Annotated in this window: 20 protein-coding genes; 2 read left to right on the top strand and 18 right to left on the bottom strand. The window is 71.2% G+C overall.

Annotation, left to right across the window (positions count from 1 at the left end):
* Positions 1-52 precede the first annotated feature (52 nt).
* The 6 genes from OXR63_RS03195 to OXR63_RS03170 form a co-directional block, all read right to left on the bottom strand.
* Positions 53-865: an SseB family protein gene (locus tag OXR63_RS03195; RefSeq protein ID WP_374116056.1), complete on the bottom strand. Its 813-nt coding sequence runs from the start codon at positions 863-865 to the stop codon at positions 53-55.
* A 2-nt stretch (positions 866-867) separates the two neighbouring features.
* Entirely contained in the window at positions 868-1,614 is a 747-nt protein-coding gene (gene priA / locus OXR63_RS03190) for a bifunctional 1-(5-phosphoribosyl)-5-((5-phosphoribosylamino)methylideneamino)imidazole-4-carboxamide isomerase/phosphoribosylanthranilate isomerase PriA (protein ID WP_194663226.1), read from the bottom strand.
* A 134-nt stretch (positions 1,615-1,748) separates the two neighbouring features.
* Complete coding sequence (hisH, locus tag OXR63_RS03185; RefSeq protein ID WP_267420022.1) at positions 1,749-2,387, bottom strand: imidazole glycerol phosphate synthase subunit HisH; 639 nt, start codon at positions 2,385-2,387, stop codon at positions 1,749-1,751.
* On the bottom strand, positions 2,384-2,986 hold the full coding sequence (hisB, locus tag OXR63_RS03180) for an imidazoleglycerol-phosphate dehydratase HisB (RefSeq protein WP_267420021.1): 603 nt from the start codon (positions 2,984-2,986) through the stop codon (positions 2,384-2,386). The genes hisH and hisB overlap by 4 nt, the downstream gene beginning before the upstream one ends.
* On the bottom strand, positions 2,983-4,089 hold the full coding sequence (locus tag OXR63_RS03175) for a histidinol-phosphate transaminase (protein WP_267420020.1): 1,107 nt from the start codon (positions 4,087-4,089) through the stop codon (positions 2,983-2,985). Before OXR63_RS03175 ends, hisB begins: the two co-directional genes overlap by 4 nt.
* Positions 4,090-4,140: 51 nt before the next feature.
* The gene (locus tag OXR63_RS03170) at positions 4,141-4,548 is read right to left on the bottom strand and encodes a LysM peptidoglycan-binding domain-containing protein (RefSeq protein WP_267420019.1); all 408 of its coding nucleotides are present in this window, start codon (positions 4,546-4,548) and stop codon (positions 4,141-4,143) included.
* Positions 4,549-4,785: 237 nt separating this feature from the next.
* Between OXR63_RS03170 and lexA the strand changes: the two genes are divergently transcribed.
* A complete protein-coding gene (gene lexA / locus OXR63_RS03165) occupies positions 4,786-5,430 on the top strand; it encodes a transcriptional repressor LexA (protein ID WP_267420017.1) in 645 nt (214 codons plus the stop codon).
* Between the two features lie 86 nt (positions 5,431-5,516).
* Here lexA and hflX read toward each other — a convergent pair whose 3' ends face one another.
* Entirely contained in the window at positions 5,517-7,040 is a 1,524-nt protein-coding gene (gene hflX / locus OXR63_RS03160) for a GTPase HflX (protein ID WP_267420015.1), read from the bottom strand.
* A 61-nt stretch (positions 7,041-7,101) separates the two neighbouring features.
* Here hflX and OXR63_RS03155 point away from each other — a divergent pair, with 61 nt between their 5' ends.
* Positions 7,102-7,716: a class I SAM-dependent methyltransferase gene (locus OXR63_RS03155; protein WP_267420014.1), complete on the top strand. Its 615-nt coding sequence runs from the start codon at positions 7,102-7,104 to the stop codon at positions 7,714-7,716.
* Positions 7,717-8,360: 644 nt separating this feature from the next.
* Here OXR63_RS03155 and dapF read toward each other — a convergent pair.
* The 11 genes from dapF to OXR63_RS03100 form a co-directional block, all read right to left on the bottom strand.
* A complete protein-coding gene (dapF, locus tag OXR63_RS03150) occupies positions 8,361-9,251 on the bottom strand; it encodes a diaminopimelate epimerase (protein ID WP_267420013.1) in 891 nt (296 codons plus the stop codon).
* The gene (gene miaA / locus OXR63_RS03145) at positions 9,248-10,186 is read right to left on the bottom strand and encodes a tRNA (adenosine(37)-N6)-dimethylallyltransferase MiaA (RefSeq protein WP_267420012.1); all 939 of its coding nucleotides are present in this window, start codon (positions 10,184-10,186) and stop codon (positions 9,248-9,250) included. Before miaA ends, dapF begins: the two co-directional genes overlap by 4 nt.
* Positions 10,173-11,666, bottom strand: a complete 1,494-nt coding sequence (gene miaB / locus OXR63_RS03140) for a tRNA (N6-isopentenyl adenosine(37)-C2)-methylthiotransferase MiaB (RefSeq protein WP_267420010.1) — start codon at positions 11,664-11,666, stop codon at positions 10,173-10,175. The genes miaA and miaB overlap by 14 nt, the downstream gene beginning before the upstream one ends.
* Before the next feature lie 51 nt (positions 11,667-11,717).
* Entirely contained in the window at positions 11,718-12,704 is a 987-nt protein-coding gene (locus OXR63_RS18305; protein ID WP_267420008.1) for a regulatory protein RecX, read from the bottom strand.
* Positions 12,701-13,765, bottom strand: coding sequence for a recombinase RecA (gene recA, locus OXR63_RS03130; protein ID WP_071270830.1), 1,065 nt, complete (start codon positions 13,763-13,765; stop codon positions 12,701-12,703). The genes OXR63_RS18305 and recA overlap by 4 nt, the downstream gene beginning before the upstream one ends.
* Before the next feature lie 259 nt (positions 13,766-14,024).
* Complete coding sequence (locus tag OXR63_RS03125; protein WP_267420007.1) at positions 14,025-14,249, bottom strand: DUF3046 domain-containing protein; 225 nt, start codon at positions 14,247-14,249, stop codon at positions 14,025-14,027.
* Positions 14,250-14,329: 80 nt separating this feature from the next.
* Complete coding sequence (locus tag OXR63_RS03120) at positions 14,330-14,638, bottom strand: helix-turn-helix domain-containing protein (RefSeq protein WP_071270824.1); 309 nt, start codon at positions 14,636-14,638, stop codon at positions 14,330-14,332.
* A 152-nt stretch (positions 14,639-14,790) separates the two neighbouring features.
* Positions 14,791-15,291, bottom strand: coding sequence for a CinA family protein (locus OXR63_RS03115; protein WP_267420002.1), 501 nt, complete (start codon positions 15,289-15,291; stop codon positions 14,791-14,793).
* On the bottom strand, positions 15,288-15,923 hold the full coding sequence (pgsA, locus tag OXR63_RS03110; protein WP_276589208.1) for a CDP-diacylglycerol--glycerol-3-phosphate 3-phosphatidyltransferase: 636 nt from the start codon (positions 15,921-15,923) through the stop codon (positions 15,288-15,290). The genes OXR63_RS03115 and pgsA overlap by 4 nt, the downstream gene beginning before the upstream one ends.
* Before the next feature lie 5 nt (positions 15,924-15,928).
* Positions 15,929-18,835 carry an FtsK/SpoIIIE family DNA translocase gene (locus OXR63_RS03105; RefSeq protein WP_267420000.1) on the bottom strand — a complete coding sequence of 969 codons (2,907 nt, stop codon included), beginning with the start codon at positions 18,833-18,835 and terminating at the stop codon, positions 15,929-15,931.
* A 150-nt stretch (positions 18,836-18,985) separates the two neighbouring features.
* The gene (locus OXR63_RS03100) at positions 18,986-20,662 is read right to left on the bottom strand and encodes a ribonuclease J (protein ID WP_267419998.1); all 1,677 of its coding nucleotides are present in this window, start codon (positions 20,660-20,662) and stop codon (positions 18,986-18,988) included.
* Between the last annotated feature and the right edge of the window lie 44 nt (positions 20,663-20,706).

Below are 20,706 nucleotides of genomic sequence, written 5' to 3'. Positions count from 1 at the left end.
CCACGCCGAGACCGGGCCCGCACCGCCGTGCCGCAGCACGCGTGCCTTCGGCTCAGGCTGGCCGCAACGCCACCCGCATGCTGTCCACCCGCTCCGCGATGACGGCGTCCGCGGTCCACCGCTGCTGGAGCCGGCCCACGAGTTCCCCGACCTGCTCGCGGTCGAGCCCCGGGTGCAGCGCGAGCCCGACGGTCAGCTCCGGCCCGGCGAACCGCCCGAGGGGGTCCCCCGGCGCGAGCTCGACCCGTGCCACGGCCGACTCCCCCGCGACCGACTCCGCGAAGGCCTGCCCCACGGCAGGGTCCTCGAAGCACGGTGCCCACGGCAGGTCCTGCCCGATGGCCCACACCGCTGGGCGACGGAGCACGAACTCGCTCGTCGACGTCGGGTCGAGCACGACGAGCTGGGTGTCCTCGCTCGCGGCGGCCATCGCGACGCGACGGGCCTCGACCGGGATCGGCCGTGCGGTCGCGTCCCAGGCCTGCATCGCCGCGACCGAGGTGAACGCCGGCATCACCGTGCGGCCGTCCGGTCCGGCGACCGTCACGATGGACAGCTCCTGCGTCTTGTCGACCAGGCGTCCGTCGGGGGTCTGGCCGACCTCGCCCGCCTCGGCGACGAGCGGGATGAGCAGGCGGGCCGAGGCGAGTGCCGATACCACTGCGGCCTGCGATCCGCCATCCTCCAGGGCGGCGATCGCCGCCAGGACGGCCGGGTCGGCCAGGCCGTCGTCGTCGGCGAAGGCGTCGTCGTGGCTGTCGAAGGTGCGGCCGGCCCACGGGAACCCGGCGGAGTCCGCCGCTGCGAGCCCGTGGTCGTGCGCGTCCTCGGGTCCGCCCCCGCGGCCGTTCGAGATGCCGGCCACGACTACTCCGAGGCGATGTCGAGCGCGGCCGGCAGCGTGAACGCCCCGGAGTACAGCGCCTTGCCGATGATCGCGCCCTCGAGGCCGTGCGGCACCAGTTCCCGCAGGGCGACGAGGTCATCGAGCGTGGAGATGCCCCCGGACGCCACGACGGGCTGGTCGGTCCGGTCGCACACCTTCCGGAGCAGCTCGAGGTTCGGGCCCTGCAGGGTGCCGTCCTTCGTCACGTCGGTCACGACGTAGCGCGCGCAGCCCGCCTCCTCCAACCGGTCGAGGACCTCCCACAGGTCGCCGCCCTCCTTCGTCCAGCCGCGGCCGGACAGCGTGGTCCCGCGGACGTCGAGCCCGACGGCGACCTGGTCGCCGTACTCACCGATGACACGCGCGGCCCACTCCGGGTTCTCCAGTGCGGCCGTCCCGAGGTTCACGCGTGCAGCACCGGTCGCGAGTGCGGCCTTCAGCGACGCGTCGTCGCGGATGCCGCCGGAGAGCTCCACCTGCACGCCCTCGACCTCGTGGATCGCCTTCGCGATGACCCGGCGGTTGTCGCCGCGCCCGAAGGCCGCGTCGAGGTCGACGAGGTGGATCCACTCCGCGCCCTGGTCACGCCAGGTGCGGGCCGCGGCCACCGGGTCGCCGTAGCCGGTCTCGCTGCCGGCCTCGCCCTGGGTCAGGCGGACGGCCTGCCCGTCGACGACGTCGACGGCGGGCAGCAGGACGAGGGGCGGGGTCGAGGTCAGCTCGGTCATGGTCCTGTCGGTTTCGTCGTGGGTGGTTCGCGGTCCGGTTGGCGGATGCGCCGGCTCCGGTCCGTCGTGGAACAGCACCGGTCGGGAGGCTCGGCACGGGTCCGCCCCGAGCGACGCCACCGGCGCGGCGCGGGTCAGAGCGAGTCGACCCAGTTGCGCAGGAGCCGGATGCCCGGCTCCCCCGACTTCTCCGGGTGGAACTGCGTGGCGGTGAGCGGGCCGTTCTCCACGGCCGCGATGAAGCGCTGCCCGTGCTCGGCCCACGTGAGCTTCGGCGCACGGAAGGGGCCGTAGGCGTCGAGCGGGAAGTCCGTGACGCCGAACGAGTGCACGAAGTAGAACCGCTCGTCGTGCAGGCCGTCGAACAGCACGGAGTCGGTCGGGGCGTCGACGGTGTTCCAGCCCATGTGCGGCAGCACCTCGGCCTGGAGCTGGTCGACGGTGCCGGGCCACTGCGCGAGGCCCTCGACGTCGGCGCCCCGCTCGACACCGCGCGAGAACAACACCTGCATGCCGACGCAGATCCCGAGGACCGGTCGGCCACCAGCGAGGCGGTGGTCGACGATCTCGCCGCCCTGCACGCTCTCGAGCTGGTCGATCACCGCGCCGAACGCACCGACGCCCGGCACCAGGAGCCCGTCGGCCTCGAGCGCCGCGCGCTTGTCGGAGGTCAGCGTGACGTCAGCGCCCGCACGCTCCAGGGCCTTCGCCGCGGAGTGCACGTTGCCGGAGCCGTAGTCGAGGACGACGACGTTCTTGCCACCGGTGCTCACAGGGCGCCCTTCGTCGAGGGGATGCCGTCGACGCGGGGGTCGAGCTCGACCGCGCGGCGCATGGCCCTGGCGAACGCCTTGAACTCTGCCTCGGCGATGTGGTGCGGGTCTCGACCGCCGAGCACCCGGACGTGCACGGTGATCCCGGCGTTGAACGTGATCGCCTCGAACACGTGGCGCACCATCGACCCGGTGAAGTGTCCGCCGATGCGGTGGTACTCGAAGCCCTCGGGCTCTCCGGAGTGCACGAGGTACGGGCGACCGGAGACGTCGACGACGGCTTGGGCGAGCGCTTCGTCGAGCGGGACGAGGGCGTCGCCGTAGCGACCGATGCCGGCACGGTCGCCGAGGGCCTGCTTGAGCGCCTGGCCGAGCACGATGCCGGTGTCCTCGACGGTGTGGTGCACGTCGATGTCGGTGTCGCCGGTCGACCGCACGCGCAGGTCGATCAGCGAGTGCTTGCTGAACGCGGTGAGCATGTGGTCGAAGAACGGCACGCTCGTGCTGATGTCGGAGGTGCCGGTGCCGTCGAGGTCGAGCGACAGGGACACGCTCGACTCGCTCGTCGAACGGGTGATCTCGGCGGTGCGGGCGGTCATGCTGCAACCCTAACCGGCGGCTGTTCGGCGGTGACCCGGCGCATGGCGTCGAGGAACGCGGTGGTCTCCTCCGCCGTCCCCGCGCTGACGCGGAGGTGGTTCGGGATGCCGAGGTCGCGCACGATGACGTCCTGGTCGAGCAGCGACTCGAAGGCGGCCTGTGGGTCGGCCACGCCACCGAACAGCACGAAGTTGGACCAGGTGTCGTGCGGCGTGTAGCCCATCGCGCGCAGCTCGGTCACCATGCGGTCCCGCTGCCCGCGGATGTCGTCGACCATCGCGAGCATCTCCGGGGCGTGCCGGAGCGCGGCGACGGCGGCCGCCTGCGTCAGCGCCGACAGGTGGTACGGCAGGCGCACCAGGCGCAGGGCATCGACCACGGCCGGGTGGGCCGCGAGGTAGCCGACACGGGCACCGGCGAACGCGAACGCCTTGCTCATGGTGCGGGACACCACGAGGCGCTCGCGTCCGGGGAGCAGGGTGAGCGCCGTCGGCTGTCCCACCGGCATGAACTCGGCGTAGGCCTCGTCCACCATCACGATGCCGTCGGTGGCGTCGTAGACGGCCTCGATCGTCGCGAGCTCGAGGGGCGTGCCCGTCGGGTTGTTCGGCCCGCACAGGAACACGATGTCGGGCTGGTGCTCGCGCACGGCAGCCGTCGCGGTCTCCGGGGAGATGCGGAACTCGGCGTCGCGCTCCGCCGGGATCCACCGCGTGCCGGTGCCCGAGGCGATGATCGAGTGCATCGAGTACGTGGGCGGGAAGCCGAGGACCGAGCGGCCGGGACCACCGAAGGCCTGCATGAGCTGCTGGATGACCTCGTTCGAGCCGTTCGCGGCCCAGATCTGTTCCGCTGCCAGCCCGTGCCCGAGGTACCCGGCGAGGGACTCACGCAGCTCGGTGAACTCCCGGTCCGGGTAGCGGTTCACCGTGCCGAGCGCCCGGCGGACCGACTCGACGATGTCGTCGGCCACGTCCTGCGGGACGGGATGCGTGTTCTCGTTGACGTTGAGCTGCACGCGGACGTGCTTCTGCGGAGCGCCGTAGGGGCTCAGACCGCGGAGGTCGTCTCGGATCGGGAGGTCTTCGAGCGTGAATGCCACCGATCCATCGTAGAGCGGTCGGGCCGTGTGGCGCCCGGCCGTCCGGACGGGCTACTTCGTGTCGGCGTCCTTCGTGTCCGCGTACTTCGCCGGGATCGCCAGCTGCTCGCCGGCCTGCACGCCGGAGCCGTCGAGCGCGTTGAGGCTCACGACGTCCTGCACGAAGTCGCGCGGGTCGGCGTTCGGAGCGGTCTGCTCGGCCAGCTGCCAGAGCGTCTCGCCGGGCTCGACCGTGACGGTCTGGAAGTGCACGTCCGCGGAGGTGTTGCCGGCCGAGGCCTGCCCACCGTTCAACGCGAAGACCGCGACACCGACCAGCACCGGCAGCGCCGCGAGTGTCGTGAAGACGACGCGGCCGCGGCGGGTGAGGCGCAGCCGTGAACGAACGACCGTGCCGTGCATGCCAGCGAGGCCGCTGCTGCTGATCGTGCTGCCGTTGATGACGCCGATGGTGCTCATGTCGTTGTGCCTTCCTGCTCGGATGACCCGAAGCCCTGTACCGAACATACGTTCGAACGATGCGACGCACAAGTCCCCCGGGGCAGATCGGGGCGGTTTTCTGTGCGACACGCTCGAACAGGTGTTTGTCCGGCAGAGTGCGGTCGGATACTGTTTCGACTGACTTGGACAAGTCTCACGGGGACCACCGACATTCCTGGGACAGCCATCCACGGTCCGACGAGAAGGCGAGACGACGTGGCGGACGAACTGCGGGTCCAGAAACCGCTGACGGCCAAGCAGCAGGCGATCCTCGACGCGATCCGAGCGTCGATCGCCAGCCGGGGCTACCCGCCGAGCATGCGGGAGATCGGCGACGCCGCGGGGCTCTCCTCGTTGTCGAGCGTGTCCCACCAGCTCGGGCAGCTCGAACTCGGCGGCTGGATCCGACGTGACCCGAACCGTCCCCGTGCCCTCGAGGTGCTGGTCGACGAACCGACGCCGGACGTGGACGGCCCCGACGTCGACGCCACCACGCTCGTGCCCCTGGTCGGCCGGATCGCCGCCGGTGTCCCGATCACGGCCGAGCAGCACGTCGACGAGATCATCCCGCTGCCCCGTCAGCTCGTCGGCACGGGTGACCTCTTCATGCTCAAGGTCGTCGGTGAGTCCATGATCGACGCCGCGATCTGCGACGGCGACTGGGTCGTCGTCCGCGCACAGCAGACCGCCGACAACGGCGACATCGTCGCCGCGATGCTCGACGAGGAAGCGACCGTCAAGGTCTTCCGGCAGCGGGACGGCCACACGTGGCTGCTCCCCCGGAACACCGCGTTCGAGCCCATCCTCGGCGACGCCGCCACGGTGCTCGGCAAGGTCGTCGCGGTCCTCCGCTCGCTCTGAGCGCGCCGGTCACCGGACGTGACCGGAAACGGCCAGGAGGCTCGCCCTGCGAACGCAGGTCGAGCCTCCTGGCCGTTCGGCTGGGATCAGACGGACGCGACCGGCGCGACCACGTACGGGTCCAGCTCGGCGACCTGGCGCTGGAAGACGCGCACCCGCAGGCGGGTGCCGTCCTCGACGTAGTCGACGGACTCGACCGATCCCGCGTCGTGCAGGTGTGAGACCAGGTCGCCGCGGTCGTACGGCACGACGACGGTGAGCTCCACGTCGGGCTCGGGGAGGCGGTCCTCGATCGCCTGCAGCAGCTCGGGGATGCCCTCGCCGGTGCGTGCGGAGACGAACACGGCGTCGGGGGCGAGCCCCACGAGCACCATGCGCTGCGTGTCGTCGATGAGGTCGGCCTTGTTGAAGGCGACGATCTCCGGGATGTCACGCGCTCCGACATCACCGATCACCTCGCGCACCGTTGCCAGCTGTGCGGCGGGGTCGGGGTGCGAGCCGTCGACCACGTGCACGATGACGTCGGCCTCGCCGACCTCCTCGAGCGTGGAGCGGAAGGCCTCGACGAGCTGGTGCGGCAGGTTGCGGACGAAGCCGACCGTGTCGACGAAGGTGAACTCGCGGCCCTTGGTGCTCTCGGTCCGGCGGACCGTGGCGTCCAGCGTCGCGAAGAGCTGGTTCTGCACGAGCACGCCGGCGCTCGTCAGGCGGTTCAGCAGCGACGACTTGCCGGCGTTGGTGTAGCCGGCGATGGCGACGCTCGGCACGTCGTTGCGGTGCCGGTCGGCGCGCTTGGCCTCCCGTGCCGGGGCGAAGCCGGCGATCTGGCGCCGGAGCTTCGACATGCGCGTGTGGATGCGACGTCGGTCGAGCTCGATCTTCGTCTCACCGGGACCACGTGAGCCCATGCCGGCACCACCGGACACCTGACCACCGGCCTGGCGGGACATCGACTCACCCCAGCCGCGGAGGCGGGGCAGCAGGTACTCGAGCTGCGCGAGTTCGACCTGCGCCTTGCCCTCTCTGGTCTTGGCGTGCTGGCTGAAGATGTCGAGGATCACGGCCGTGCGGTCGATGACCTTGACCTTGACGACGTCCTCGAGCGCACGGCGCTGCGAGGGCGCGAGTTCGGTGTCGGCGATCACGGTGTCCGCGCCGGTGGCCTTGACGACCATCGCGAGCTCCTCGGCCTTGCCCTTGCCGAGGTAGGTCGCCGGGTCGGGGTTCGGGCGGCGCTGCAGCAGCCCGTCGAGGACCACGGCACCCGCGGTCTCGGCGAGGGCGGACAGCTCCCGCATGGAGTTCTCGGCGTCGGCGGCGTCGCCCTGGGCGTACACGCCGATGAGGACGACCTGTTCGAGCCGGAGTTGCCGGTACTCGACCTCGGTGACGTCCTCGAGTTCGGTGGAGAGGCCCGCGACGCGACGCAGCGCTGCGCGGTCCTCACGGTCGTACTGGTCGCCGTCGCCGGACCAGCCGGAGTCGTCGACCGATCGGGTCTGGATGGCCTGCGCCGGGGCGAAGATGGACGAGCTGGCTCGCGAGTCGGCGTTGCGCAGCACGCGCTCGACGACGCCGTCGCCTTCAGCTTGGTTGTTGGGTTCCGTCATGCTGTCCACAGGGTACCTCCGGCGCCCTCAGGACACACGGGGTTCCCGGTACGGTTCTTCCATGGCGAACGACCACTACTTCTCGGCCACCCCGGAGAGCCAGGCTCGGCCCCGGCAGATCGAGGTCACCCTGGCGGGGCATTCGCTGTCGCTGACCACCGCTGCCGGCGTCTTCAGCCCCGACGGGCTCGACCGCGGCACCCGCGTGCTGCTGAACGCGGTGCCGGAGCCTGCCACCGACGGCGCCCTGCTCGACGTCGGCTGCGGGTGGGGGCCGCTCGCGATCGCGATGGCCCTGCGCTCCCCGGACACCCAGGTCTGGGGCGTCGACGTCAACGAGCGGGTGCTGGACCTGGCGCGGCAGAACGCTGCGACCGCCGGCGCCGCGAACGTGTCGATCGCGCTGCCGTCCGACGTGCCAGCCGACCTGCGCTTCCGCACGATCTGGTCCAACCCGCCGATCCGGGTGGGCAAGGACGAACTCCACGCGATCCTGCTGACCTGGCTCCCCCGGCTCGAGGTCGCGGGCGACGCCTGGCTCGTCGTCTCGAAGGACCTCGGCGGCGACTCCCTGCAGAAGTGGCTGGGCGAGGCACTCGGTGCGTCGTACGAGGTCACCCGGGCGACGACGGACAAGGGGTTCCGCGTGCTGCGGGTGCGGCGCACGGCGGAGTAGGCGCCGCGGCGGCTGGGCGCCGGCCCGGCTCGTGCGAGGTTGCGCACGCCGTGCGCGGCCGTGTCCTCGCACCGAGTGCAGAACCTCGCACCGGGCGCGGGCGCGGGTACGGACGGGAGGCGCGGCGAACGTGACCGACGCCGGCCAGCCGAGCCGAGCCTCCCGGCCGGAGCGCGCACCGTGCGCGCTGGTCCGGCTGGTGCGAGGTTGCGCACGCCGTGCGCGGCCGTGGCCTCGCGCCGAGTGCAGAACCTCGCACCGGGCGCGGGTACGGACGGGAGGCGCGGCGAACGTGACCGGCGTCGGCCAGCCGGGGCGAGCCTCCCGGCCGGTGCGCGCACCGTGCGCGCTGGTCCGGCTGGTGCGAGGTTGCGCACGCCGTGCGCGGCCGTGTCCTCGCACCGAGTGCAGAACCTGTCACCGGGCGCGGGTACGGACGGGAGGCACGGCGATCGTCACCGACGTCGACCAGCCGAGCCGAGCCTCCCGGCCGGAGCGCGCACCGTGCGCGCTGGCCCGGCCGGTGCGAGGTTGCGCACGCCGTGCGCGGCCGTGGCCTCGCACCGGGTGCGGAACCTCGCACCACGCGGAACGGCTGGCACCACGAGCCGAACGGCCAGCGCCAGCCCGCCCCGCCCCACCCGTCAGACCGTCAGGTCCCCCGAGAACACGAGCTCCGCGGGCCCGGCCAGCGACACGTGCTCGCCGTCCTCGGCCGCGAACATCCGCACGGTGACGACCCCGCCGGGGACCCGCACGCGCCAGGTGTCCGGCGCCGAGGACCCCGCCCAGTGCCGCGTCGCCAGGGCAGCCGCCACGGCACCCGTGCCGCACGACAGCGTCTCGCCGCTGCCCCGCTCGTGCACGCGCATCGTGATCTGCCCGATGCCGTCCTGCACCAGGGGCTCGCCCGGCAGCACGAACTCGACGTTCGCCCCGGCCGCCGGCGGGGGGTCGAGCACGGGGATGAAGGTGAGGTCGAGGCCCGCGAGTTCGTCCTCGGTCGCCAGGGCCACGACCACGTGCGGGTTGCCGACGTCGATACCGAGGCCTGGTCGGGCGCGGTCGAGGTTCTTCGCGCGGACGAGCACGTCGTCCGCGCCGCCGCCCTCGATCCCCAGGCCCCATCGCCCGAGGTCCGCCGCGAACCCGTTCGCCTGCCGCTGGATGTCGACGATGCCCTTGCGGCTGCCGACGGAGAGGGTCTCCCCGGGCTGGAGGTCGACGAGCCCCGACTCGGTCAGGTACCGCGCGAACACACGGATGCCGTTGCCGCACATCTCGGCGACCGTGCCGTCGGCGTTGTGGTAGTCCATGAACCAGGTGGCCGAGGGGTCCTCGGCGACGATGGCGCGGCCCTCCGCGATGGCGTCGGACCGCACGGCCCGGATGACGCCGTCCGCGCCCACGCCGAAGCGCCGGTCGGCGATCGCGCGGATGCGGTCCGGGGTCAGGTCGACCGTCGCGTCGGGGTCGGCGAACAGGACGAAGTCGTTGCCGGTCCCCTGGCCCTTGGTGAAGTGCAGCTCGGTCACGGCACGATCCTACGGGCCACCGCCGTCAGGCCGTCGCGGTCCGCTCCCGTGACGTCGAGCTCCTCGGCCTCGGAGTACCGGCGGAACCAGGACACCTGTCGTCGCGCGTACTTCCTCGTCGCGATGCCGGTGGCCTCCACCGCGTCCTCGACGCTGGCCTCCCCGCGCAGCACGTCCAACGCCTGCGCGTAGCCGATCGCCGCGCGCGCGGTCCGGCCCTGCTCCAGCCCGCGGTCGCGGAGGCCGGCGACCTCGTCGACGAGGCCGTCCCGGAACATGCGTGCGGCGCGCTCGTGGAGCGCGGCGACGAGCTGCTCGCGGTCACGACGCAGGTGCAGCACCCTGGCCGGTCGCCATGCGCGGGGCGCGGCAGGGAGGCTCGTGGTGACGCGGTCCGACCGGCTCGCGATCTCGACGGCGCGGATGAGCCGCCGCGGGTTGCGGGCGTCGATGGTCGCGGCGGCCTCGGGGTCGAGGTCGCGCAGCCGGGCCAGCAGCGGCGCCGGCCCGTGGTCCTCGTGCTCCTGCTCGAGCGCACGGCGGAGCTCCGGGTCGGTGCCCGGGAAGTCGAGGTCGTGGAGCACCGACGACACGTACAGGCCGCTGCCGCCGACGAGCACGGCCACGCCGCCCTCCTCGAGCACGCGGTCGATCGTCGCGCGGGCGTCGCGCTGGTAGGCGGCGACGCTGGCCTCGTCCGTGACGTCGAGCACGTCGAGCTGGTGGTGCGGGATGCCGTGGCGCTCGTGCTCTGGCACCTTCGCGGTGCCGATGTCCATCCCCCGGTAGAACTGCATCGCGTCGGCGTTGACGATCTCCGCCGTGCGGCCCTGGTCGCGGTGCCGGTCGGCGATCGCGATCGCGAGGTCGGACTTGCCCGTCCCGGTGGCCCCGACGACCGCGATCAGCTGCCCGGGGGTGTCAGCGCCCGACACGGAGCGACGGCAGGCCCAGCGACACCGGCTTCGGACCGGCGCCCGGCGCCGCGGGCGTGGGGACGCCGCAGGACTCGGCCTCGGCACGGTCCCAGGCGTCGCCGGCACGGGTGCGACGGATGCGCAGGGGGGCGTCTCCGTCGCCGATGAGGAAGTGCGGCGCCGACCGGGTGACCTCCACGGTGACGACGTCGCCCGGGCGGGGGACGTCCGACCCCGCCGGGACCGAGAAGTGCACCAGGCGGGAGTCCTCGGCGCGTCCGGAGAGCCGGTGGGTGGCCTCGTCCTTCTTGCCCTCCCCCGTCGCGACGAGCACCTCCACCGTCCGGCCGACCTGCTTCGCGTTCTCCTCGGCGGTGATGCGTTCCTGCAGCGCCACGAGCCGCTCGTACCGCGCCTGCACGATCTCCTTCGGCAGCTGGTCGTCCATCGTCGCCGCGGGCGTGCCGGGGCGGATGGAGTACTGGAACGTGAACGCCGTGGCGAAGCGCGCCGCTTCGACGACCCGGAGCGTGTCCTCGAAGTCCGCCTCGGTCTCGCCGGGGAAGCCGACGATGATGTCGGTCGAGATCGCCGCGTGCGGCATCGCTCGGCGCACGCGGTCGAGGATCCCGAGGAACCACTCGCTGCGGTAGCTGCGGCGCATGGCCTTGAGGACCCGGTCGGACCCCGACTGCAGCGGCATGTGGAGCTGCGGCATGACGTTCGGCGTCTCGGCCATGGCGTCGATGACGTCGTCGGTGAAGGCCGCCGGGTGGGGACTCGTGAAGCGCACGCGCTCGAGGCCCTCGATCTGCCCGGTCGCGCGGAGGAGCTTGCTGAACGCCTGGCGGTCACCGAACTCGACGCCGTAGGAGTTCACGTTCTGCCCCAGCAGCGTGACCTCGATGGCGCCGTCGTCGACGAGCGCCTGGACCTCGGCGAGGACGTCCCCTGGCCGGCGGTCCTTCTCCTTGCCGCGCAGCGACGGCACGATGCAGAACGTGCAGGTGTTGTTGCACCCGACGGAGATCGACACCCAGCCGCTGTGCGTCGACTCGCGCTTGGTCGGCAGCGTCGAGGGGAAGACGTCGAGCGACTCGAGGATCTCGAGCTGCGCCTCGCCGTTGTGCCGCGCACGCTCGAGCAGCGTCGGCAGGGACCCCATGTTGTGCGTGCCGAAGACGACGTCCACCCACGGCGCCTTCTCGAGGATGACGGCCTTGTCCTTCTGCGCCAGGCACCCGCCTACCGCGATCTGCATGCCCGGGTGCTCGCGCTTGATGCCGGCGAGGAGCCCGAGGTTGCCGTAGAGCCGCTTGTCGGCGTTCTCGCGCACGGCGCAGGTGTTGATCACGACGACGTCGGCCTGCTCGCCGTCAGCGGCGACGTACCCGGACGCCTGGAGCGACCCGCTGAGCCGTTCCGAGTCGTGCACGTTCATCTGGCACCCGTAGGTGCGGACTTCGTAGGTGCGGGGGCGCGCTGCGACGGTGGCCATGGTCGTCACAGTGTAATTCTCACGGTGACGCACCATGGCCGTCGTTCGTCGCTACTCGAAGCGGACGGTACCGCGCGGTCCGCCGGGCTTCGGGCCGCCGCCGTAGAGCGCACGCTCGACCGCGATCCGGACCACGCCGCCGTTGTAGCCCTTGCGCATGAGGAACCCGGAGAGTCGTCGCTCGGCCGTGGCACGGTCGAGTCCACGGAGCTGTCCGGCCCGCCTCTGCGCGAGCTCGATCGCCCGGACGAACTCGTCGTCCTCGTCCTCCGCAGCGGCGTCGAGTGCGGCGTCGATGGCTTCTGCCCCGATGCCGCGGCGTCGCAGTTCCGCGACGACACCCTGGCGGCCGAGGCCCTTGCGGTCGTGCAGCCGGTCCACCAGGTCGGTGGCCAGCGCGACGTCGTCGAGGAGCCCCACCCGGGTGAGTCGTTCGATCTCGTGCTCGACGACGTCGGGCTCGAGGTCGTTGCCCGTGAGCATCGTCCGCAGCTCGGACTCGCTCACGCCCTTGCGACCGAGCGCACGCATGCTTAGGCGTTCGGCATCCGCGCGCTGCTCGTCGAGCGGACGGGGCGCGTCGGCGGGGTCGATCTCTTCGCCCCCGCTGATCGAGAAGACCGAGGCGGTGGTCGCGTCGGCGCCGTCGTCGTCGTACCCGGACTGTTCGGCCCGGGCCGTGCGACCGGTGCCGTCACCGACGACCGGCGACACCCACGTGGCCTGCCCGCGCGGCCCACCGATCGGGACGGGGCTGTCCGCGTCGGCATCCGTCGTGTCGTCGACGTGGTGGTCGCCGTCGTCGTCCACGGATGGCCCCGCGGGGTCGACGCCGGTGATGTCGGCGACCGGAGCGATCCGTGACGACGAGGACGACGGACGGGACGACACGGACGACGGACGCGCGGGGTCAGACGACACCGGAGGTACGGCTGCGTCGTCCTCGGCGCTGGACGCCTCCGCACGACGACGGGTCCTCGCACCGAACAGGTCAGTGACCGGTGCGAGGTCCGCGTCGTCGTCGTTGCGGCTGGTCACGCGCCCTTGCGCGCGAGCTTGGGCTCGATGGACTCGACCGGAGCGGCGTCGGCGGCGGGCTTGGCCCCACCGATGCCGAGCTTCGCGAGGATCTTGCCCTCGATGTCAGCGGCGATCTCGGGGTTCTGGATCAGGAAGGAACGGGAGTTCTCCTTGCCCTGCCCGAGCTGGTCGCCGTCGTAGGTGTACCAGGCACCCGACTTCTTGACGATGTTGTGGTCGACACCGAAGTCGAGCAGCGAGCCCTCTCGCGAGATACCCGTGCCGTACAGGATGTCGAACTCGGCCTGCTTGAAGGGCGGCGCCATCTTGTTCTTGACGACCTTGACGCGGGTGCGGTTGCCGACGGCGTCCGTGCCGCTCTTCAGGGTCTCGATGCGACGGATGTCGAGACGGACCGACGCGTAGAACTTGAGCGCCTTGCCGCCGGAGGTGGTCTCGGGGGAACCGAAGAACACACCGATCTTCTCGCGCAGCTGGTTGATGAAGATCATCGTGGTCTGCGTCTGGTTGAGCCCACCGGCGAGCTTGCGGAGCGCCTGCGACATGAGGCGTGCCTGCAGACCCACGTGGGAGTCACCCATCTCGCCTTCGATCTCGGCGCGGGGCACGAGCGCGGCGACGGAGTCGATGACGATCAGGTCGATGGACCCCGAGCGGACGAGCATGTCGGCGATCTCGAGGGCCTGCTCGGCGGTGTCCGGCTGCGACACCAGGAGGGCGTCGATGTCGACACCGAGGGCCTTGGCGTACTCGGGGTCGAGCGCGTGCTCGGCGTCAATGAAGGCCGCGATGCCACCGTTGCGCTGGGCGTTCGCGATCGCGTGGATCGTGAGCGTGGTCTTGCCGGAGGACTCCGGGCCGTAGATCTCGATGATGCGGCCACGCGGCAGCCCACCGATCCCCAGCGCGACGTCCAGCGCGACGGAGCCGGTCGGGATGGTGGCGACCGGGGCGCGCTCGTCCGAGCCGAGGCGCATGACAGCACCCTTGCCGAACTGCCGGTCGATCTGCGCGAGTGCGGTCTCGAGGGACTTCTCGCGGTCTGCGGGTGATGGCATGGTGGTGGTCCTTCTGCTCGGTGTCTGCCGCCTGTAGGCTGTCCGATCCCCCGCGGCCGGTGGTGCAGGGCCAGGGGTTCTCGGACAAGGCTTCGGGTGTTCCCGATGACTCCGAACCTAGGGCGGGCCACCGACATCACTGCCGGTCACCACGCTGCCTGTGGAAGGAATCCGCCGGGTACGCCGCTGTGGAGGAAGCTACCACCGGTCGAACACGCGTTCGAGCGACACGCCGAACACGTGTTCGGGTGCACCGACCTCAGTTCGGCGGGTCGATCAGGCCCTTGCCGTGCCGACGGTCGAGCGGGACGTCCTGCGAGTCGCAGAGGGCGTCCCACACCGTGCGGGTGTCGATCCCCGCGGCGATGGCGTCCGCCGCGGACCGGCCGCCGAGGTCCTCGAGCACGACGTCCCGTGCAACGACGGCCCCGTAGGCCTCCCCGAACACCTGGTCGACGGCTCGCCAGAACTCACTCACGCGCATCCGTCAAGGGTAGACCGACCCCCGGACGACGAGCGCCCCCGCCGGCGGACCGGCGGGGGCGTTCGGGAGGGCAGTGCGTCTCAGCGCACCGCGAGGTCGTTGTCGAACTCGGCGACGAGCTCGTCCGGGAGCGTGTCCGGGACGGCGGTCAGGCCCTCCACGACGGCGAGGCGGTCGCCCACCTCGCGCATGATGGTCGAGATCGGGGTGTCCAGCGCGTCCGCGACGGATGCGAGGATCTCCGAACTGGCTTCCTTCTGTCCGCGCTCGACCTCACTGAGGTACCCGAGTGCGACGCTGGCCTTGGACGCGACCTGACGGAGGGTCCGGCCCTTCTGCAAGCGGAAGTCCCGAAGGACATCGCCGATTTCCTGACGAACGAGAACCATGAGAACTCCTCCTCTCTGTCGTCTCCGCGCCCGGCCGATCGGGATGACCGGTTCGGGTTCAGCAACTGCGCGTTGCCGGTTGCAGCATGCTAGCCACCTGGGCTGCCGTCCTGCTGGAGATTGCGTGAGATGTAACCCGGTGGTAACGCGGGTCATTCCCCGGTCTCGAGCTGGATGGACAGTCGTGTCAGGAGTTCGGAGACCGAGGCGTTCCGGATTGCCTCACGGTCACCGTCGAGGTGCAGCGCGAAGGCCTCGGCACCCGCCTCGGACGCGATCCCGACGAAGACCGTGCCGACCGGCTGGCCGTCCTGCGGGTCCGGTCCGGCCACGCCCGTGGTGCTGATCCCCCACGTGGCGGGGACGCCGTCGACGGCGAGGGCGTGCCGGACACCGCTGGCCATCTGTCGTGCGACCTCCGGGTCCACGGCGCCGTTGGCGGCCAACAGCTCCGCGGAGACCCCCAGCACTGACGCCTTGACGGGGGTGGCGTACGCCACGACGCCACCGACGACGACCGCGCTCGCACCGGGCACGGCGACCAGCTCGGCGACGACGAGGCCACCCGTGAGCGACTCCGCCACCGCGACCGTCTCACCGCGGACTGTCAGTTCCGCGACGAGCGTCGGCGCGATCCGGACAGCGTCCGTCATGCTGCGGTCCGGTTGTGCTTCCAGGCCTGGTACAGGTAGTCCAGCCCGCTCAGCACGGTGGCGATGACCGCCGCGGTCATCAGGATGCCGTTCGTCCAGTGCGCGAAGTCCCCGGCGAAGCCCCACCAGGGGAACAACGCCAGGGTGATCGCCACGGCCTGCAGGACGGTCTTGATCTTCCCGCCGCGGCTGGCCGGGATGACCCGGTCGGAGAGCACCGCGAAGCGGAAGACGGTGATGCCGATCTCGCGGACCATGATGAGCACCGTGACGTACCACGGCAGCTCGCCGAGGATCGACAGGGCGACGAGGGCGCCGCCGATGAGCACCTTGTCGGCGATCGGGTCGACGAGCTTGCCGAAGTCCGTGACGAGCCCCTGACGACGGGCGATGATGCCGTCGGCGCTGTCGGTGACGATCGCCACCACGAAGACCACGGCCGCCCAGATGCGCACGCCGGTGTCCTGGCCGGCGTCCGACAGCAGCAGGACGAAGAACAGCGGCGCCATCAGGATCCGGATGACGGTGATGATGTTCGCCACGTTCGCGGTGGACGCGGGCCCCGGGCCCTTGCGGATCAGGCGTCCGCGCCACGGGAACCGCTTGGTGGTGGTGCCGTCGGAGGCGGTCATCGTGCTCACTCCCTGCCCGTGAGGCCCCAGGCGTCCTCGTCTGGTTCGTCGTCCACTGCATCGTACCCGCGGGTCATGTCGCCGACCGGGTCGGCGCTGTACCGGTCGCCGCCGTCGTCGCCGGGCACCGGCGCCACCGGAGCGGCAGCGGCAGCGGCGGGCGGTTCCTCGCCGCGGAGCTTCGCGAGCACGGAGGGCAGCTGGTCCGCGGTGACGAGCACGTCGCGGGCCTTCGAACCCTCCGACGGCCCGACGATGTCGCGCGACTCCATCAGGTCCATCAGGCGTCCGGCCTTGGCGAAGCCGACGCGGAGCTTCCGCTGCAGCATCGACGTCGACCCGAACTGCGTCGAGACGACCTGCTCGACCGCGGCGAGCAGCAGCTCGAGGTCGTCACCGATGTCGGCGTCGACCTCCTTGCGCTCCACCACGGCGGCGACGTCCTGGCGGTACTCGGGCTGGGCCTGCCGGGTGACGTGCTGGACGACCTCGGCGACCTCGCTCTCCTGCACCCAGGCGCCCTGCACGCGGACGGCCTTCGAGGACCCCATCGGCAGGAAGAGCCCGTCGCCCTGCCCGATGAGCTTGTCGGCGCCCGGCTGGTCGAGGATGACGCGGGAGTCGGTGACGCTGGTCACGGCGAAGGCGATGCGGGACGGCACGTTGGCCTTGATCAGGCCGGTGATGACGTCGACCGACGGACGCTGTGTGGCGAGCACCAGGTGGATGCCGGCGGCACGGGCGAGCTGGGTGATGCGGACGATCGACTCCTCGACGTCGCGCGGGGCGACGAGCATGAGGTCCGCGAGCTCGTCCACCACGACGAGCAGGTACGGGTACGGCTTGAGCTTCCGCTCGCTGCCCGCGGGCAGGATGATCTCGCCGTTCTCGATCGCCTTGTTGAAGTCGTCCACGTGGCGGAACCCGAACGACGCCAGGTCGTCGTACCGCATGTCCATCTCCTTCACGACCCACTGCAGCGCTTCCGCCGCCTTCTTCGGGTTCGTGATGATGGGCGTGATGAGGTGCGGGACACCGGCGTAGATCGAGAGCTCGACGCGCTTCGGGTCGACGAGGACCATGCGGACCTCGGACGGCTTCGCGCGCATGAGCAGCGACGTGATCATCGAGTTGATGAACACCGACTTGCCGGAGCCGGTGGAGCCGGCGACCAGCAGGTGGGGCATCTTCGCGAGGTTCGCGACGACGAAGCCGCCCTCGACGTCCTTGCCCACGCCGATCGTCATCGGGTGCTTCGACTTGGTCGCGGCGCTCGACCGGAGCACGTCGCCGAGGGAGACGATCTCGCGGTCGGAGTTCGGGATCTCGACGCCGATCGCGCTCTTGCCCGGGATCGGCGACAGGATGCGGACCTCGTTCGAGGCGACCGCGTACGACAGGTTCTTCGACAGCGCCGTGACGCGCTCGACCTTGACGCCCGGGCCCAGCTCGATCTCGTACCGGGTGACCGTCGGCCCGCGGGAGAAGCCCGTGACCCTGGCGTCGACCTTGAACTCGGTGAGCACGCCCATGATCGCGGCGACGATGTCGTCGTTCGCCTGGCTGCGGGCGACCGACGGCGTGCCGGAGCTCAGCGTCGTCGCTGCCGGCAGGCGGTACGGGCGGGACGGGTCGTCGTCCGAGGCGGCCGACGGCAGGACGGCTGCGGCCGGGTCCTCGTCGGGCAGCGCGGGCGACACGAGCGGTACGTCCTGCGCCGGACGGATCACGGCGGTGGCGTCGTCCGGCACCGGGGCGCCGAAGTCGCGGAGGGCCTGCTCGGCACGGTCGAGCTCGGCGGCGACGTCCTGCTCCGCGGAGTCGTTGAGGTTCACCGACACGGGTTCGGCCGGCGTGAGGTCGACGAGGCCGGCAGCGGCACCGACGGTCGGGGCCGGCGCGAGCGTCGGCACCGGTGCGGGCGTCGGCACGGGAGCGGCGGCCGCAGCAGCGGCAGCGGCCGGCGGGATGACGGGGGTGTCGTACGCCGGGTCCTCTTCACGGCCGGTCTTGTTCCGCCGCCACCACGGGGTCTGGTTCTCGGCGCCCTCGGCCGCCTGCTCGTCCTCGTCGAAGCCGAGGTCCTCGAACAGCTGCAGGCCCTGGGAGTCGGTCTTCGTGGCGCGCTTGCGGGTCGGCCTGGTCGGCTCGACGGGGGCGTCGTCGACGTCCTCCGCAGCCGGGGCGGGCGCACCGAACAGGTACGCGTAGAGCTCGTGCAGGCGACGACCGACCTTGTTCGGCGGGGTCTTCGTGATGATGAACAGCGACAGCACGAGCAGCACGATCGCGACCGGGACGGCCACCCACGGCGTAGCGACGGCGACGAGCCAGCCGATCACGACCCACCCGAGGACACCGCCGGCCGCGGCGAGGACGGGCATGCCGTCGGCCGCACTGGGCTGTCCGCCGAAGACGTGGCAGAGCGAGGAGATCGACACGAGCAGCAGCCCGAGGCCGATGCCGATCCGGGTGTTGTCGTGCACGGACGCCGGGTGCCGGAACAGCCAGCCGGCGAACACGACCATGATCACGGGCAGGGCGAAGGCCAGACGGCCGAACAGCCCGCCGAACGTGTAGGCGTCCAGCGCGACCGACACCCCGTTGGTCGGGTTGAGCCATTCCACGACCGCGCCGACGATCGCCAGCACGAACAGGAAGAAGGGGAAGCCGTCGCGGCGCTGGTCCTTCTCGAGGGTCTCCTTGCCGAGCAGTCGGAACATCGCCCCGACCGCGTGCGCCATGCCCATCCACACCGTCACGAGCGGGTTCTCCCCGTGGAACTCCACCGGCGGCGTGGCCTGCGGGAGCTTCTTCGTGGTGGCCTGGGTGCGCGACGAACCGCGCGCCCCACTTCCGCGGGACGACGTGGACGCGCGCGAGCGCGTGGTCGACTTGGTGCCTCCGGCCATGGGCAGAACCCTAACCGTTCCCCACGACGAACCGAGGGAGGCGCGCACGGCTGTGGAACGGCCCTGGACGGCCAGGAGGCTCGGTGCGGGTCCGTCACGGACCCGCACCGAGCCTCCTGGCTGATGCACCGGCGCTGCGCGCCGGACCGACTAGGCCTCGATGATCACCGGGACGATCATCGGACGACGGCGGTGCTTCGTGTTCACCCAGCGGCCCACCGTCCGGCGGACGACCTGGCTGAAGGCGTGCTGGTCGTGCGTGCCGTTGCCGGCCGCGTCGGCCAGGGCCTTGGCGATCTGCGGGCGGACGTCGTCGAAGACGGAGTCGTCCTCGGCGAAGCCGCGCGAGGAGATCTCCGGCCCGATCACGCACTGCCCGGTGGTGAAGTCCAGGGCGCAGACGATCGAGATGAAGCCCTCTTCTGCCAGGACCCGGCGGTCCTTGAGGTCGGCGTCGGTGATCTCGCCCACGGTGGAGCCGTCGACGTAGACGTAGCCGATGTCGAGCTGTCCGACGACGCTCGCGAGGCCGTCCTTGAGGTCGACGACGATGCCGTCCTGCCCGAGGATGACGTTGCGCGGCGGCACACCCGTCTGGATCGCCAGGTCGGCGTTCGCGTACAGGTGGCGGTGCTCGCCGTGGACGGGCAGGACGTTGCGCGGACGCAGGATGTTGTAGCAGTACAGGAGCTCACCGGCCGACGCGTGGCCGGAGACGTGCACCTTCGCGTTGCCCTTGTGCACGACCCGCGCACCGAGCTTCGTCAGGCCATCGATGACGCGGTAGACGGCGTTCTCGTTGCCCGGGATGAGCGAGGACGCCAGGATGACGGTGTCGCCCTCGCCGATCTCGATCTGGTGCTCGAGGTTCGCCATGCGGGCGAGGACGGCCATCGGCTCGCCCTGCGACCCCGTCGACATGTAGACGATCTGGTCGTCCGGGACGTTCTTGGCCTTCTTCGTGTCGATCAGCACGTTCTCCGGCACCCGCAGGTACCCGAGCTCGGCGGCGATCGTCATGTTGCGGATCATCGAGCGGCCCATGAACGCGACCTTGCGGTTCGCGGCGGCAGCGGCGTCGAGGACCTGCTGGACGCGGTGCACGTGCGAGGAGAAGCTCGCGACGACGACCTTCTTGCGCGCCCGCATGATGATGTTCTCCAGCACCGGGCCGATGTCGCGCTCCGGGGCGGTGAACCCGGGGACGTCGGCGTTCGTCGAGTCGGGCAGGAACAGGTCGACGCCGGCCTCACCGAGGCGCGCGAAGGCGCGGAGGTCGGTGATGCGGTCGTCGAGCGGGAGCTGGTCCATCTTGAAGTCACCCGTGTGCAGCACGCGGCCGGCCGGGGTGGTGATGGCGACGGCGAGGGCGTCCGGGATCGAGTGGTTCACCGCGACGAACTCGAGGTGGAACGGGCCCATCTGCTCGGTCTGGTCCTCGGCCACGACGAGCGTGTACGGCTTGATCCGGTGTTCCTTGAGCTTGGCCTCGACCAGCGCGAGGGTCAGCGTCGAGCCGATGAGCGGGATGTCGGCGCGGAGCTTCAGCAGGTACGGGACGGCACCGATGTGGTCCTCGTGGCCGTGCGTGAGCACGACACCGAGGACGTCGTCGAGGCGGTCCCGGATCGGCGAGAAGTCGGGCAGGATCAGGTCGACGCCCGGCTGGTGCTCCTCGGGGAAGAGCACGCCGGCGTCGACGACGAGCAGCTTGCCCTCGTACTCGTAGACGGTCATGTTTCGACCGATCTCGCCGAGTCCCCCGATGGGGATGACACGGAGGGTGCCCGGCTCGAGGGGCTGGGGTTCGGAGACTTGCGTGGGCATTCGGTCCTGACTGCTTCGGCGACGCGCACCCGCGCGCCGCGGTC

This window comes from Curtobacterium sp. GC_Cur_3 (genome assembly GCF_026544205.1).
Classification (GTDB): Bacteria; Actinomycetota; Actinomycetes; order Actinomycetales; family Microbacteriaceae; genus Curtobacterium.
This window is presented reverse-complemented; position numbering and strand designations above follow the sequence as displayed.